The organism is Mesorhizobium sp. M0074, assembly GCF_040322975.1.
GTDB lineage: Bacteria > Pseudomonadota > Alphaproteobacteria > Rhizobiales > Rhizobiaceae > Mesorhizobium.
Genome location: NZ_JAMYUM010000030.1, coordinates 35,460 through 49,687, shown reverse-complemented (window position 1 = coordinate 49,687; position 14,228 = coordinate 35,460). Strand labels below are relative to the sequence as shown.

13 protein-coding genes are annotated in these 14,228 nt (G+C 59.9%); 10 read left to right on the top strand and 3 right to left on the bottom strand.

The genetic code is table 11. The features are described from left to right. Positions 1-23: 23 nt before the first annotated feature. Positions 24-314, bottom strand: a complete 291-nt coding sequence (locus NKJ73_RS30250; protein WP_352572085.1) for a hypothetical protein — start codon at positions 312-314, stop codon at positions 24-26. 336 nt (positions 315-650) lie between these two features. Between NKJ73_RS30250 and glmS the strand changes: the two genes are divergently transcribed. Continuing rightward, positions 651-2,474 (top strand): glutamine--fructose-6-phosphate transaminase (isomerizing), encoded by a 1,824-nt coding sequence (gene glmS / locus NKJ73_RS30245; protein ID WP_352572084.1) that lies wholly within the window; start codon positions 651-653, stop codon positions 2,472-2,474. 721 nt (positions 2,475-3,195) lie between these two features. Beyond that, positions 3,196-3,450, top strand: a complete 255-nt coding sequence (locus NKJ73_RS30240; RefSeq protein ID WP_031212627.1) for a helix-turn-helix domain-containing protein — start codon at positions 3,196-3,198, stop codon at positions 3,448-3,450. 1,138 nt (positions 3,451-4,588) lie between these two features. On the opposite strand, the gene NKJ73_RS30235 is transcribed toward NKJ73_RS30240, so the two are convergent. Next, positions 4,589-4,978 (bottom strand): hypothetical protein, encoded by a 390-nt coding sequence (locus NKJ73_RS30235; RefSeq protein WP_023679620.1) that lies wholly within the window; start codon positions 4,976-4,978, stop codon positions 4,589-4,591. A 612-nt stretch (positions 4,979-5,590) separates the two neighbouring features. Between NKJ73_RS30235 and queC the strand changes: the two genes are divergently transcribed. Genes queC through queE form a run of 3 tightly spaced genes read left to right on the top strand, consistent with a single transcriptional unit; the run spans position 5,591 to position 7,376 of the window. After that, a complete protein-coding gene (gene queC, locus NKJ73_RS30230; protein ID WP_023679622.1) occupies positions 5,591-6,289 on the top strand; it encodes a 7-cyano-7-deazaguanine synthase QueC in 699 nt (232 codons plus the stop codon). Next, positions 6,289-6,645: a 6-carboxytetrahydropterin synthase QueD gene (gene queD, locus NKJ73_RS30225; RefSeq protein ID WP_023679623.1), complete on the top strand. Its 357-nt coding sequence runs from the start codon at positions 6,289-6,291 to the stop codon at positions 6,643-6,645. The genes queC and queD overlap by 1 nt, the downstream gene beginning before the upstream one ends. Next, positions 6,642-7,376 carry a 7-carboxy-7-deazaguanine synthase QueE gene (gene queE, locus NKJ73_RS30220; RefSeq protein WP_352468486.1) on the top strand — a complete coding sequence of 245 codons (735 nt, stop codon included), beginning with the start codon at positions 6,642-6,644 and terminating at the stop codon, positions 7,374-7,376. Before queD ends, queE begins: the two co-directional genes overlap by 4 nt. 559 nt (positions 7,377-7,935) lie before the next feature. On the opposite strand, the gene hemN is transcribed toward queE, so the two are convergent. Further along, positions 7,936-9,285, bottom strand: coding sequence for an oxygen-independent coproporphyrinogen III oxidase (gene hemN / locus NKJ73_RS30215; RefSeq protein WP_352572083.1), 1,350 nt, complete (start codon positions 9,283-9,285; stop codon positions 7,936-7,938). A 154-nt stretch (positions 9,286-9,439) separates the two neighbouring features. Between hemN and NKJ73_RS30210 the strand changes: the two genes are divergently transcribed. The 5 genes from NKJ73_RS30210 (at position 9,440) to ccoP (ending at position 14,171) form a co-directional block, all read left to right on the top strand. Continuing rightward, positions 9,440-10,186 (top strand): Crp/Fnr family transcriptional regulator, encoded by a 747-nt coding sequence (locus NKJ73_RS30210; RefSeq protein ID WP_352493084.1) that lies wholly within the window; start codon positions 9,440-9,442, stop codon positions 10,184-10,186. Between the two features lie 604 nt (positions 10,187-10,790). Beyond that, positions 10,791-12,422 (top strand): cytochrome-c oxidase, cbb3-type subunit I, encoded by a 1,632-nt coding sequence (gene ccoN / locus NKJ73_RS30205; RefSeq protein ID WP_352517895.1) that lies wholly within the window; start codon positions 10,791-10,793, stop codon positions 12,420-12,422. After that, complete coding sequence (gene ccoO, locus NKJ73_RS30200) at positions 12,413-13,144, top strand: cytochrome-c oxidase, cbb3-type subunit II (RefSeq protein WP_352474114.1); 732 nt, start codon at positions 12,413-12,415, stop codon at positions 13,142-13,144. Before ccoN ends, ccoO begins: the two co-directional genes overlap by 10 nt. Before the next feature lie 11 nt (positions 13,145-13,155). Continuing rightward, on the top strand, positions 13,156-13,305 hold the full coding sequence (locus tag NKJ73_RS30195; RefSeq protein WP_352457387.1) for a cbb3-type cytochrome c oxidase subunit 3: 150 nt from the start codon (positions 13,156-13,158) through the stop codon (positions 13,303-13,305). Between the two features lie 2 nt (positions 13,306-13,307). Further along, positions 13,308-14,171: a cytochrome-c oxidase, cbb3-type subunit III gene (gene ccoP / locus NKJ73_RS30190; RefSeq protein ID WP_352572082.1), complete on the top strand. Its 864-nt coding sequence runs from the start codon at positions 13,308-13,310 to the stop codon at positions 14,169-14,171. The last annotated feature ends 57 nt before the right edge of the window (positions 14,172-14,228 follow it).

Below are 14,228 nucleotides of genomic sequence, written 5' to 3'. Positions count from 1 at the left end.
CCAACGCTTTCGTGATAGTGCATTCATGCCCCGAGAATCCTGTTGACCGTTACGAACCCCAAGAAAGCCGGCGCTGAGTGAAACGGTCGCTGAACGTGCTCTGTGGCGTGCGCCGCCTGACTCTCGGTTTCGGCCATGCCGACTAACAGCGTATTGATAGGCCATCGCGGGCTAAGCTCTACCGGCGAAAGCCGCGTCAACAGCGGCAGGCAATCAGAAACTGGATCGGCGGCGACGATGATTATGATCAACGTGACGAACACGTGAATCATGCCGACGGCGCCGACGCTGCCGATGATGATGATGCCGATCATGCGTCGCTGATGCTGCCTAACTACAGTGCTTGTGATCATGCCGATCACCGCGTGATCACGAGCGGCGGCGCTTCGTGTCAGGTGCGTAGCCGGGATGGTCGCGCATGGCCGATTGTTCCTTCGTGCCGCGGGGTGTGGGCTTGCGTTCGATCATGAGGGCGTCAGGCGCAACGAGAAGTTTAGATCAGGGGCTCATCCATGGGCTGGATGATAGTTATCCCTACAATCAATTGTACCAATATTACCGAATACTACTACAAGATCCCCAATGAAAGCGGCCGGATGGGTATCCGTCTCGCGTGGGCTGAAGCTGCCGGCAACAATGGGAAGACGAACATGTGCGGGATTGTTGGCATCGTTGGGCAACAGCCGGTGTCGGATCGGTTGGTCGACGCATTGAAGCATTTGGAATATCGCGGCTATGATTCCGCCGGCGTTGCGACGATCACCGAAGGTGCCTTGCACCGCCGGCGCGCCGAGGGCAAGCTCGTCAATCTCGAGAGGAGACTGAAGGAAGAGCCGCTGAGCGGCAACATCGGCATCGGCCATACGCGTTGGGCAACCCATGGGGCCTCGACGGAACGCAATGCGCACCCGCACTTTACCGACGGTGTCGCCGTCGTCCATAACGGGATCATCGAGAATTTCACCGAGCTGAAGGAGGAATTGGCGGCGGCTGGCGCCGAGTTCCAGACCGACACCGACACCGAGGTCGTCGCGCATCTCTTGGCAAGACACCGCCGGGAGGGCATGAGGCGGCAAGAGGCGATGCGTGCCATGCTGAAACGCGTCAGGGGCGCCTATGCGCTTGCCGTCCTCTTCGAAGATGATCCGTCGACCATCATGGCGGCGCGCAACGGACCACCGCTGGCGATCGGTCACGGCGACGGCGAGATGTTCCTGGGCTCCGACGCGATCGCGCTCGCTCCCTTCACCAATGAAATTACCTATCTCATCGAGGGCGACTGGGCCGTTGTCGGCAATTCGGGCGCCCATATCTTCGATTTCGACGGCCACCCCGTCGAGCGTCCGCGCCATACCTCCACGGCCGCGGCCGATCTGGCCAGCAAGGGCAATCATCGCCACTTCATGGAGAAGGAAATCTGCGAGCAGCCCGAAGTCATCGCCCATGCTCTCCGTCACTATAGCAACATCATAGAGAATCGCGCCGACATGGTTTCTGGCATCGATTTCGCCAGGATCCCGAGCTTGGCGATCTCGGCCTGCGGGACCGCCTATCTCGCCGGACTGATCGGAAAATACTGGTTCGAGCGCTACGCGCGCCTGACGGTTGAAATCGACGTTGCGTCCGAATTCCGTTACCGCGAGATCCCGTTGTCGCCGCAGTCGGCGGCTCTTTTCATTTCGCAGTCCGGCGAAACCGCCGATACGCTCGCATCGTTGAGGTACTGCAAGGAGCGTGGGCTGAAAATTGGCGCTATCGTCAATGCCTGCGAATCGACCATCGCTCGGGAGGCCGATGCGGTCTTCCCGATCCTTGCCGGACCGGAGATCGGCGTCGCCTCCACCAAGGCGTTTACCTGCCAGCTTGCCGTTCTAGCCGCACTCGCCATCGGCGCCGCCAGAGCCCGCGGGACCGTAACCGAAGACGAGCTGCAGGCGCTCGTCAGGAGCCTCGCCGAAGTGCCGCGCGTCATGGGCCAGGTACTCAACAGCATCCAGCCGGAGATCGAGTTCCTGTCGCGCGAACTGTCAAAGTGTCGTGACGTCCTGTATCTCGGCCGTGGCACCAGTTTCCCGCTAGCGATGGAAGGTGCGCTGAAGCTCAAGGAGATTTCCTACATCCATGCCGAGGGCTATGCGGCGGGTGAATTGAAGCACGGTCCGATCGCATTGATAGACGACAACATGCCAGTGATCGTCATCGCGCCCCATGATCGCTTTTTCGACAAGACCGTCTCCAACATGCAGGAAGTGGCTGCCCGTGGAGGGCGGATTATCCTCATCACCGATGAAAAAGGGGCAGCCGCATCGAAACTCGACACTATGCACACGCTCGTGCTGCCGGCTGTCGACGAGATTATCGCGCCGATGATCTTCTCGCTGCCGATACAGCTTCTTGCCTACCACACGGCGCTCTTCATGGGCACAGATGTAGACCAGCCGCGCAATCTCGCAAAATCGGTCACGGTCGAATGATCGAACCTTTATAGGTGGCGATGCTCGTCCATCGAAAGCGCTACCCCCTGTCTGGATCCGAAGCCCGGATGAACCAGATGACCATTGTTTGCTGCAATTTCGGGAAACTCGCCGTCGCCGCATCATGACAATCGCCATCCTTTTTTCGGCCGGTCGGGCGATTGCACAGGGCAGCCGGATCGAGCTTGCTCAAGCCGACGTCAGCACAAAAGCGCGCGGCCCTTTCGGCTGTTTCCTCGGGCGCCCCATCCTTTCGGTCTCCGAACAAGCATCGGCGGCTTAAAAAATTTCGTTAACAGCGGTGATCGATGTGTGATTCAAGCACAAGCGCGTCTTTCGCTGCATCGGCGGTGGAAATTGGTCGAAGGTATCAGCGTCCGCGAGGCTGGGTGGACGGTGCCGCGAATAGCCACTGGAGGCGTCAGGGGGAGTTCGAGTTGCTGTTCAAGAAAGCCATCGGCGAGAGTGAGTCGTGTAGGATCGCAGGTCGAATGCGCTACAGCCGATCAGGCCATCTCAGGGTGGGCAGGTTCTTAGAACTTGATCAGAAGCAGGTGAGCCGCCATATTCCGACCCGGCTGCCAATTTCAAGTGGCCCATTCCGTGGATGAGGCCGGTCCGGCCGAATGGACGTCCATTTTTTTGATTTGCTGGGTGTGCGCCAGGGTCGGGGAGGAAATCTCCCGATTTGTCGGGCGCTCCCATCTTCTTGGAGATGTTTATGAAGGATTCGCGCATTCCCGAGCCAGTCTTGACGGCTATGTCGCAGGGGACCCACATCATCCGCGCTTATCGTGAGCACCTTGGGTATTCAATCGAGGACCTCGCGGTGGCGTGCGGGCTTGCCGCTGAGGAAATCCAAAACATCGAGCGGGGTGTGAGGTACAACAAGGGCTATCGGGATCGGATAGCAAGATCGCTGTCCATACCTGTGGGAATTCTTGAGGCAGAGGCGGACATATCGGACGCCGCCTGATCAGTCGGATAACCTGCAATGGGTGGAAGACCGCTCTTGTGATGTGAAGTTTGCGGCTGATAGTCGTCGCTTGATTCCGTTGGACGCGAATGCCTTCTGGCGCAGTACCGCCAAGAGAATTCTCGTCCACTGTCCGATGGAACTGCACACGGGCTCGCCGAACAGGAAGTTGGAACGCTTCGTCATGCTGTCTTAGGCGATATAGCCGCCCGGAGTGCTGCGACACGTGCACGATAGCATCGGCTCGCGACGATGGATTGCTAACAGCGAACTCATGCTGGTCGGCAAGGCGATACTGGCTGGAGCATCAACTCGGCCGACGAGAGTGGCCCCCCATCCTAGACTAGGCAGGATCGGCCAGACATGGCCGGCATCGCGCGCCGCTCTGAAAAGAGCACAGCGGGCATCCAGACGCTGCCGGGTTGACTATGGGTGTCGGAACAGCAAAAAGGGGCCGCTCTTCATGAGTGGCGTGCGCCGGCAGTCTAACCCCAAGCCCCCCGCCAGGCTGCCGGCGCGCTTCTAGGAACATCGAGGTAGGGCACTACGCTTCCTTGTCCGACTACGCCTCGATCAGATCCCGAGCAGCCAGCCAGTGTCCGACCGTCGCTTGCGCCTCTGCCCGCTGAGCCTTGTGCTTCCTCCAGCGAGTCAAGCCGATCACCATGGGTGTCGCCAGTTCTGGTGCTCACCCATGTGCCATTTGCGATCTCGTGTCGGTGAGAGCACCGCAAGCACCTCCCCTGCTACGGCAAGGCGGCTTGCGTCGCCCGTGTTGTTACTATTCTTCGCTGTGATCGGAGTTTTTTCGTGGCTTCGGAATCGGGACATTCGGCTTTGCAAAAAAATAGGCCGTCGTGGTCGATCGTCACGCCCCCGAGTTCGGCGGCACGATGGAATGACAACGGCAGCGCAAGCTCCATTTGCGTGAGGGGCTCGTCCCTTCAAATACTTGATGCATTTGCGCTTTGCGTCCTCCGTGCATGTTGCTCGATGCCAGGCGGAGACCTCTGTCTAAACGATCGCGCATCGATGCAACGCCCGCGCGTTGATCGCCATCATCGCGGCGATCGCTTTGCCGCGACCGCCGCGGCAGCGATGCGCATGCAAAAATTCACAGATGCATTCTAGCCAAATGCTAGCTGCCCAGCAAATGTCCGGCATTTCGCAAGGCCCCTAGGAAGAGACTGGCATGGCCGTTGGCATCGATCTTGGCCTGCATCGACAGGGGCATGCTGTGCCAGTTCTCCAAGGGCGTAGTGAAATGTGAGAACGTACCGTTGACGATGCACTGGTGGGTAACAAGACCCTGTCTGTCCAACGCCAGCACGCCGATCTGGTCGCCCTGATATCGGATGGCTGCGACCCGCTGGACCTCCGCGTCACCGTCGACCCGCACGTCGAAAAGCAGGATGCCGCGGCTCCTGGTGGCTACCTCGGCGGCCTTTTCAGCGAAGCTTAAGGAGAGCGAGCGGACGCTTTCGACCGCCAGCCGTAAAACCATCAAATCCAGTTCATCCACTGCCATAAGGTACCTGCGCGCAACACATGGGTGATAGCAATCGACCACACCGCTTGTTCACAGATGTCGGCTCACGACCGATCATTCAGGGTTTGCCGGTCAGTCCATTGACCGAGGGCGTGCTCCGGTTCGAACCGATCCTGAAGCGGAATGCGCTGGATCTACGGAACCCGAGGAGCAGGCCAGCCAAAGTTGCCGCGACAATTGATGTCGTGATCATTCCAGACATCTGCATCGGCGTCGCTGAACATCCCACTGGTAAGTCCGTTCTCTTGCGGCAAGCCCATCCTCGGGCCGTCTTGTACCTGAAACCCTCGCGGTGGCGTCCCTCGAAGCTCGGGACCGCCGGGCGCTTGATCGTCGAGAACTTTGTTTACGAAGGTCCGGACCTCCTGCAGAGCATATTCCGGTGCGCTCGCCTTTGAGCATTCCGCTGAAGCGTGACGTTTCGCTAGTCCGTGTTCCTTGCAGGCTCACCGCGAGGGCGCCTTGCACACAGCGGCACGTCAGCGCATGAAACTCGTCCCCCGTTCACTTCACAAAATGGATTTCCTGAAGTACTGGGAGCGCAGAGAAATCTCCGGTCGCAGCCTACCCGGTTAAAACAAGGACCCAACAATGAAGACTCTCGTCGTCTGCTCCGGCGGATTGGACTCCGTCACCCTTGCTCACAAGGTGGCAGCGGAGCACGAACTCGCCGGCCTCTTATCTTTCGATTACGGCCAACGGCATAGGAAGGAATTGGGCTTCGCCGCCCTTTGTGCGGAGCGACTGAGCGTCCCGCACCGGATCATCGACATCCACGAGATCGGCGGCGGCCTTTCCGGCTCCGCGCTGACCGATAATGTGGACGTGCCCGACGGGCACTACGCCGAAGACACGATGAAGGTCACGGTGGTGCCGAACCGGAACGCCATCATGTTGGCCATTGCCTTCGGCTTCGCCGCAGCGCACGACGCTGACGCAGTGGCGACGGCCGTGCATGGTGGGGATCATTTCATTTATCCCGACTGCCGTCCGGCCTTCATCGACGCTTTCCAGATGATGCAGGACCACGCGCTCGACGGCTACGCGAAGATTCGCATTTATGCACCCTATGTGAATCTCACGAAGGCGGACATTGTTAGGAATGGAGCAGCATACGGCACGCCATTTGCGCAGACCTGGTCCTGCTACAAGGGCGCCGAGCGTCACTGCGGGAGGTGCGGGACCTGTGTCGAGCGGCGCGAGGCGTTTCATCTCTCTGGGCAGCCGGACCCCACCGACTACGAGGACTCCGACTTCTGGCTCGATGCGCTGCGAAGGAGGACCGCGTAATGTTCCGCATCACCAAGGAATTCCACTTCTCAGCCTCGCATCAGCTCACCTCGTTGCCACCCGATCACCAATGCGCGCGCCTGCACGGGCATAACTACATCGTTGAAGTGGAGCTTTCAGCGAATGGACTGAACGAGAACGGCTTCGTGCGCGACTATCACGATTTGGCGCCATTCAAACGCTACATCGACGAGAGCTTCGACCACCGACATCTCAACGACGTGCTGGGACATGAGCAAGTCACGGCGGAATATCTGGCCAGACATTTTTATGAATGGTGCAAGGCACGCCTGCCCGAAACCTCGGCCGTGCGGGTGAGCGAAACGCCGAAAACCTGGGCGGAATACCGGCCATGACCGATACGCATCCCGCAATCCGCGTGAGTGAGATTTTCGGGCCGACGATCCAGGGCGAGGGCGTGCTCATCGGTTTGCCGACGGTCTTCGTCAGAACCGGCGGGTGTGACTATCGCTGTTCCTGGTGCGACAGCCTGCATGCGGTGGACAATCAATTCCGCCATGAATGGGAGATGATGTCCATTGCCGCGGTGTGGCAAAACGTGCTTGCGCTTTCCGGTGGCCGCCCGCTGATGGTATCGCTGTCAGGCGGCAATCCGGCCATCCAGCCGCTCGGCGCGCTCATCGAGCGAGGCCATGGTGAAGGTTACCGTTTTGCGCTGGAAACCCAAGGTTCGGTGGCCAGGGACTGGTTTGCCGACCTTGACGTGCTAGTCCTCAGCCCAAAGCCGCCGTCAAGCCAAATGACGACCGATTGGGCCGCTTTCGAGGCGTGCCTCCAGGCGGCACAAGGCAGGCCGCAAGTCGTGCTCAAGCTCATTGTTTTCGACGAAAGGGACTACGCCTACGCGAAAGACGCCGCTGCGAGATTTCCGCGACTTCCGATCTATCTGCAACCCGGCAATCACACGCCGCCACGCCCCGCAAATGAAGACGCTCCTGTCGACCTTGACGGAATATTGAAGCGCATGGAGTGGCTGGTTGATGCCGTGACCCGCGACAGGTGGTTCGAAGCCCGTGTGCTGCCGCAGCTGCACGTTATGCTCTGGGGTAACAAGAGAGCCGTCTAGCCTAGGCCCGCTTTTCACTGAAACTGCGCCGGCGGATATTCGGGTGGACGGGTTGTCCCACGCTTGACGGCGCTGCCGGGGTGCTTGCGGACTTTCTGCCACCGGCACCAAGAGCGTGGCCAGCCGCTTACGACTCGGAATGTTGCCGAGGCTCGGTTTCGACGGGCGTCGGCCTGGCGCGAACCAATCAAAGGTTAGCGCGAGCCACGGGTGGATAGTGTGGTGGTGCGATGCGGCGGCGCCTGCTGCAGCTGGCACGGTCCTTGCGGATTCTTGTTGCAAGGCCGAAGGGAGCTGTCGGCCGACAACCATGATCTGGCCAGGACGATTGTCGACTGCTTCCGATACAGAAAAGAGGCCGGACTCGACGTGGCGCTTCAGGGACTGCGAAATGGAATACGGCGCCGGAAGGCACGACCGGACGATATCGTCGCTATACCAAGACGCGTCTGGTCCGCTCCGAATCCTGTCTCGACACGACGGTCGCCGATCAACAGTGAAAAATGTAGCGCAATCGGTTCACGATCGACTGAGAACCATGACCGTTCCTCTGCGGTGCTCAGACTGCCGCTGAGTGCCTGGCCGTTCCACTTTCGAAATATTTGTCGAACTTTGCCGCGATGCTCCTGACAAAGGGCCGGCTTTCCGCAGGCACGACGAAGCGGTCACCATCAAGTTCAAGCAACCGCGCAGGATCTTGGAGGGCCGTGGAACTCGCCTTGAGGAGAAGTCTTTGGCCGGCTTCGCCAAAGCGCTCCACCAGCTCAATCGCCGAGAAGGCGAAGTCACACATCAATCGCTCGATGATCCAGCCGCGAACACGGTCGTCGTCGGAAAGCGCGATACCCCGAACAGCGGCCAGCCCGCCATCAGCAACCATGCGTCCATACTCGGCGGTCGAAGGCATATTCTGTGCATAGCCCTGGCGAAACTGGCTGATGGACGATGGGCCGAGGCCGATCAATGTCTCGTAGCAGTCCTCGGTGTAGCCTTGGAAGTTCCGGTGCAAAGTCCCGGCGCGTGCCGCAAGCGCCAGCGCATCGCCCGGCTTGGCGAAATGGTCGAGGCCGATTGCTTCGTATCCCTGGTCCACGATCGCCCGCGCCGCCAGTTGCGATTGAGCAAACCGCTCCGCGGGACCAGGTAGCCATGCCTCGTCGATCATCGTCTGATGTTTCTTGAACCACGGCACATGGGCGTAGCCAAAAAGTGCTATCCTGTCCGGTTCTAGGGTCAACGCCTGCGCAACCGTAGAGGACACGCTTTCCCTGGTCTGGTGCGGCAGGCCGTAGAGCAGGTCGAGATTGACCGATTCGACGCCGCGCCAACGAACGCCGTCGACTACCGCTTTGGTCTGCAAGAAGCTCTGCTCACGGTTGATGGCCTTTTGCACCTTCGGATCGAAATCCTGGACGCCGAGGCTCGCGCGGGTCATGCCGATTTCGGCAAGCGCATCGAGACGGGCATTGTCCATATCATTGGGTTCGATTTCAACGCTGATCTTGGCGCCGGGAAGAAAGGCGAAGCTGTTGCGCAGGACGGTTCCCAGCGCCACCATGTCCTCCGGTTTGAGCATCGTCGGCGAACCGCCGCCGAAATGGACGGCACGCACGAGGCCCTTGCCTGCGACAAGACTGGCGACGGTAGCAATTTCAGCGTGCAGTGAGCGCAGATACGTCGTCACCGGTTCGTAATGGCGTGTCTGCTTGGTATGGCAGGCACAGAACCAACAAAGCTTGTCGCAATACGGGATGTGCAGATAGAGCGAGATCTCATCGCCATCGTTGAGCGCCTGCAGCCAGCCACGACAAATTGCAGCATCAATGCCTGTATGAAAATGCGGCGCTGTCGGATAACTGGTATAGCGCGGGACGTTCTCGCCAAGTCTGGCAGCTAGCTCCAGTCGCATGTCGTGGTCCACCGTGTTTGCGTCGCCGGAACTGTCGATGCTTGGATGAGCCTAAGCCCTGATTTCGATCAACGTTCAGCACGGACAAACTGCCGCAAGGATTTTTCTACCGTCGATTGCTATCCTGCCCGCACTGGACCGGTAGAGCGATCGAATGACATTACGGCAGGACATTCACAGTTCCGGCATTCCCGTTCTTTGCCTGTCTTGCGAGGCACGGCACCGCGGTGTCTGTGGTGCGCTCGAACCAGACCATTTGGCTCAGCTCGCCAAGACGTCGTCGCGGCACAATATCGAGCCGGGGGTCGAACTGATCGGCGACGCCGAGGCGGTCGACTGTTATTCAAACGTGCTTTCAGGCGTGGTGAAGCTCACGAAGAGCCTTTCGGACGGCCGCCAGCAGATCGTCGGTCTCCAGTTCGCGCCGGATTTTCTGGGACGGCCCTTCAAGATGAAAAGCGCGATCAATGCGGAAGCGGCAACAGCTGTCTCGCTATGCTCGTTTCCGAGAGCGGCCATCGAACGGATGATGAAGGAATCACCGGAATTTGTGCATCGCCTGCTCAAGCAGGCGCTGAACGAACTCGACGAGGCACGCGAATGGATGGTGACTCTGGGGCGCAAGACCGCACCGGAGAAGGTGGCGAGCTTTCTCCTCATGATCGCCCGGAACATCGGTTCCAGTGTTGACCCGGCGGCTAGGTCGGCGTGCTTCGAGCTGCCGATGACGCGTGCCGACATCTCTGATTTCCTTGGAATTACAAACGAGACCGTGAGCCGTCAGCTGACCAGCCTGAGAATGGACGGCGTGATTCGGATCGAGAACAACCGCCGTGTCACCGTGGACAGCATGAGCCGGCTGGAACGGCGCTGCGGCGGCCGAGGCGCAACCGCCCTTTGAATGACACCGAAGCTGCATGGCCTACGTCACTTACTTCGTTCGGGGCAGGGCATGCTCGCGTTGGGCTTAGAAGAAGTCGCATAGCGATAGCCCGCTCTCCATCCGATCGGATGAGCCAGGTGCGTTTCGGCCAACTCGTCGGCGAAGCATCCATCCTCGAGGTGCTCGACGTGCAACCGGCTGTTCCAGGCAGGATCGCACTCGGCCGAAGTCAATACGCCTCATACGCTGGGGAAAATTGCCGTTCCCCCGAATCATGAATGTCACGAAGGCAGCGCAACGCTGGCGCTGGCTGTCCCAAGGCATTGAAACGATCGACGTTCGGCAAGGCATCGGCCTACTTTCCAGCGTCACAGAAGGCGCGCTTCCGACACGCCCGCGATCGCCTCCATACCCGGCCAGACCGGGGACGCCGGGCCTGTCCATAAGCGTGGCGGCCGGTGCTGCGCTTCCACATTCGATCGCCACAGTCTGATCGCACCGAACTCGATGCTGCTCGAAGCAAAATCGTGCGGCTCTGACATGGATCAGGGCGAGCAGGCCACGGCTGCGCAATAAGGCACTGCGGTTTGGCGCCCGCCGGAATCGGAAATCGGGGCTTGCGATGAAATTCGGCACAGAGATCGTCCTTCTAAGCCTGTTTGCGTTTGCGGCCCTGGTGGCTGCCGGCTTCGGCGTAGATGAACCTTTTCGGCGGCATATGTGGGTTTTGTTCTTCGCCGTGGCTGGCTTCACTGCGATTCTGTTGCGCAACACGGAGTTCAAGCCGGCAGTTCCGATCGACCCCGCCGCTTACATGGATGGGCCGATCCGCTACGGTGCCATCGCCACCGTATTCTGGGGCGTCGTCGGCATGCTGGTCGGCGTGGTCATCGCCCTGCAGCTCGCCTACCCGGATCTCAACATCCAGCCCTGGTTCAATTTCGGCCGACTGCGGCCGCTGCACACATCCGGTGTTGTGTTCGCTTTCGGCGGCAACGCGCTAATTTGCACGTCTCTCTATGTGGTGCAGCGCACGTGCCGCGCGCGTCTGTTCGGCGGCGATCTCGCCTGGTTCGTGTTCTGGGGCTATCAGCTGTTCATCGTCATGGCGGCAACCGGCTACCTGCTCGGTATCACCGAGAGCCGCGAATACGCCGAGCCCGAATGGTATGTGGACCTGTGGCTGACCATTGTATGGGTCGCCTACCTCGCCCTGTTCCTCGGCACGATCCTGAAGCGCAGGGAACCGCACATCTACGTCGCCAACTGGTTCTATCTGTCCTTCATCGTGACGATCGCGATGTTGCATGTGATCAATAACCTATCGATGCCCGTGTCGTTCGTGGGTTCAAAGAGCTATTCAGCGTTTTCCGGTGTCCAGGATGCCTTGACGCAGTGGTGGTACGGCCACAACGCCGTCGGCTTCTTCCTCACCGCTGGCTTCCTCGGCATGATGTATTATTTCGTGCCCAAGCAGGCCAACCGACCGGTCTATTCATACCGGCTGTCGATCGTCCACTTCTGGGCTTTGATCTTTCTCTACATCTGGGCCGGTCCGCACCACCTCCACTACACCGCCCTGCCGGACTGGGCCCAGACGCTCGGCATGGTGTTCTCGATCATGCTCTGGATGCCCTCGTGGGGCGGCATGATAAACGGCCTGATGACGCTCTCGGGCGCCTGGGACAAGCTGCGCACCGACCCGATCATCCGTATGATGGTGATGGCCATCGCCTTCTACGGAATGTCGACCTTCGAAGGCCCGATGATGTCAATCAAGGCCGTCAACTCGCTCTCGCACTACACCGACTGGACCATCGGTCACGTCCATTCGGGCGCGCTCGGATGGGTTGGCATGATCTCGTTCGGCGCGATCTATTTCATGGTCCCGAAGTTATGGAACCGCGACCGGCTTTATTCGCTGCGGCTCGTCAACTGGCACTTCTGGCTGGCGACGCTTGGGATCGTCGTTTACGCGGCGGTGATGTGGGTGTCCGGCATCATGCAGGGCCTGATGTGGCGCGAATACAACGAGCAGGGCTTCCTGGTCTACTCCTTCGCCGAAACCGTCGCCGCCATGCATCCCTACTACATCATGCGTGCCATCGGCGGCGCGATGTATCTGTCGGGCGCCCTCATCATGGCCTGGAACATCGCCATGACCATCCTCGGCTACCAGCGCGAGGAGGATCCGATGCCGCGCTCCATCCCCGCCCTCCAGCCTGTGCGATCAGGAGCCAGAAAATGGGCCTGATGGACAGACACGCGGTCATCGAGAAGAACGCCACACTTCTTCTCCTCGGGTCCCTGCTGGTCGTAACCATCGGCGGTATCGTCGAGATCGCGCCGCTCTTCTATCTCGACAACACCATCGAGAAGGTCGAAGGCATGCGGCCCTATTCGCCGCTCGAGCTCGCCGGGCGCAACATCTATGTGCGTGAGGGCTGTTACCTCTGCCACAGCCAGATGATAAGGCCGTTCCGCGACGAGGTCGAGCGCTATGGGCATTACAGCCTGGCGGCCGAGTCGATGTACGACCACCCGTTCCAGTGGGGCTCGAAGCGCACCGGGCCGGATCTCGCCCGGGTCGGCGACCGCTACTCGAACGGATGGCACGTCCAGCATCTCACCGAGCCGCGTTCGGTGGTGCCGGAATCGATCATGCCGAGCTACGCGTTCCTGAAGGACATGCCAATCGAGGTGAAGGATTTCTCGACGCATCTGATCGCCAACAGCCGTGTCGGTGTGCCCTATTCAGACGACATGATCGCTCATGCCAATGCCGATCTCATGGCGCAGGCCGATGCGAATGCCGATACATCGGGCCTGGAGAGACGCTATCCGAAGGCCAAGCTTGGGGACTTCGACGGCGATCCGCAGCAGGTCACCGAAATGGATGCGCTGGTCGCCTATCTCCAGATGCTCGGCACGCTGGTCGATTTCAGGACCTATGACGAAGCCGCCGGTTACCGCTGAGGAGAATGGCGATGACCTACAATTTCATGCGGGAGTTTGCCGACAGCTGGGGCCTGCTTGCCATGGCACTTTTCTTCCTCGGATGCGTTGCCTTTGCATTTCGTCCCGGCAGCCGCAGGCAAGCCGAGAGAGCCGCTCACATTCCTCTCAAGGACGACTGATCATGGGCAGCGAGCATATCGACGAGGTTTCGGGCATCTCGACGACCGGCCATGAGTGGGACGGCATCAAGGAACTCAACAACCCGCTTCCGCGCTGGTGGGTCATCACCTTCTACATCACCATTGCCTGGGCGATCGGCTACACCGTCGTCTATCCGGCATGGCCGATGCTGACTTCCGCGACCAGGGGTGTGCTGGGGTATTCGAGCCGCAAAGACGTCAAGAATGAACTGGCGGCGGCCGAAGTGGCCAAGGGCAAATATGTCGCTGCCATTCAGGCGAAGACCGTCTCCGAGATTACTGCCGACGATACACTACGCGAATTCGCGGTCGCCGCAGGTGGCGCCGCGTTCAAGGTCAATTGCGTGCAGTGCCATGGCTCGGGCGCTCAAGGGTCCAAGGGTTTTCCCAACCTAAACGACGACGATTGGCTGTGGGGTGGCAACGCCGAACAGATCCAGCAGACGATTGCGCACGGCATCCGCTTCGCATCAGACCCGGATACGCGCCTGTCGGAAATGCCTGCTTTTGGCGACATCATCACGACGGATCAGATCAAGCAGGTCGGCGCCTATGTCGCAAGCCTCTCCGATCCTGTTCAGGACACAAGCCTGATCGAACTCGGCGCCAATGTTTTCGCCGAGAATTGTGCGGCCTGTCATGGTGAGAATGCAAAGGGCAACAGGGAGCTCGGCGCACCCGACCTGACCGACGCGATCTGGCTTTACGGGTCTGGCGAAACAGCCATCGCCGCGCAGGTCCGCGCCCCGAGGCATGGCGTCATGCCGGCCTGGATCGGGCGTCTCGGCGAGATCAAGGTCAAGGAACTCGCGGTCTATGTCCATTCGCTTGGCGGCGGAGAATAGGAACGCAAGCCTATTCTCGTCCTCCCCCCAACCGCCAAGCGACGAGGCCCGGCGCGA

What these genes read in the sequence shown, in the direction of transcription:
- ccoO (WP_352474114.1), top strand. Translation starts at nt 12,413, where the DNA reads ATGGGCCTGATGGACAGACACGCGGTCATCGAGAAGAACGCCACACTT.
- queD (WP_023679623.1), top strand. Translation starts at nt 6,289, where the DNA reads ATGTTCCGCATCACCAAGGAATTCCACTTCTCAGCCTCGCATCAGCTC.
- NKJ73_RS30235 (WP_023679620.1), bottom strand. Translation starts at nt 4,978, where the DNA reads ATGGCAGTGGATGAACTGGATTTGATGGTTTTACGGCTGGCGGTCGAA.
- glmS (WP_352572084.1), top strand. Translation starts at nt 651, where the DNA reads ATGTGCGGGATTGTTGGCATCGTTGGGCAACAGCCGGTGTCGGATCGG.
- ccoN (WP_352517895.1), top strand. Translation starts at nt 10,791, where the DNA reads ATGAAATTCGGCACAGAGATCGTCCTTCTAAGCCTGTTTGCGTTTGCG.
- ccoP (WP_352572082.1), top strand. Translation starts at nt 13,308, where the DNA reads ATGGGCAGCGAGCATATCGACGAGGTTTCGGGCATCTCGACGACCGGC.
- NKJ73_RS30210 (WP_352493084.1), top strand. Translation starts at nt 9,440, where the DNA reads ATGACATTACGGCAGGACATTCACAGTTCCGGCATTCCCGTTCTTTGC.
- hemN (WP_352572083.1), bottom strand. Translation starts at nt 9,285, where the DNA reads ATGCGACTGGAGCTAGCTGCCAGACTTGGCGAGAACGTCCCGCGCTAT.
- queE (WP_352468486.1), top strand. Translation starts at nt 6,642, where the DNA reads ATGACCGATACGCATCCCGCAATCCGCGTGAGTGAGATTTTCGGGCCG.
- NKJ73_RS30195 (WP_352457387.1), top strand. Translation starts at nt 13,156, where the DNA reads ATGACCTACAATTTCATGCGGGAGTTTGCCGACAGCTGGGGCCTGCTT.
- NKJ73_RS30240 (WP_031212627.1), top strand. Translation starts at nt 3,196, where the DNA reads ATGAAGGATTCGCGCATTCCCGAGCCAGTCTTGACGGCTATGTCGCAG.
- NKJ73_RS30250 (WP_352572085.1), bottom strand. Translation starts at nt 314, where the DNA reads ATGATCGGCATCATCATCATCGGCAGCGTCGGCGCCGTCGGCATGATT.
- queC (WP_023679622.1), top strand. Translation starts at nt 5,591, where the DNA reads ATGAAGACTCTCGTCGTCTGCTCCGGCGGATTGGACTCCGTCACCCTT.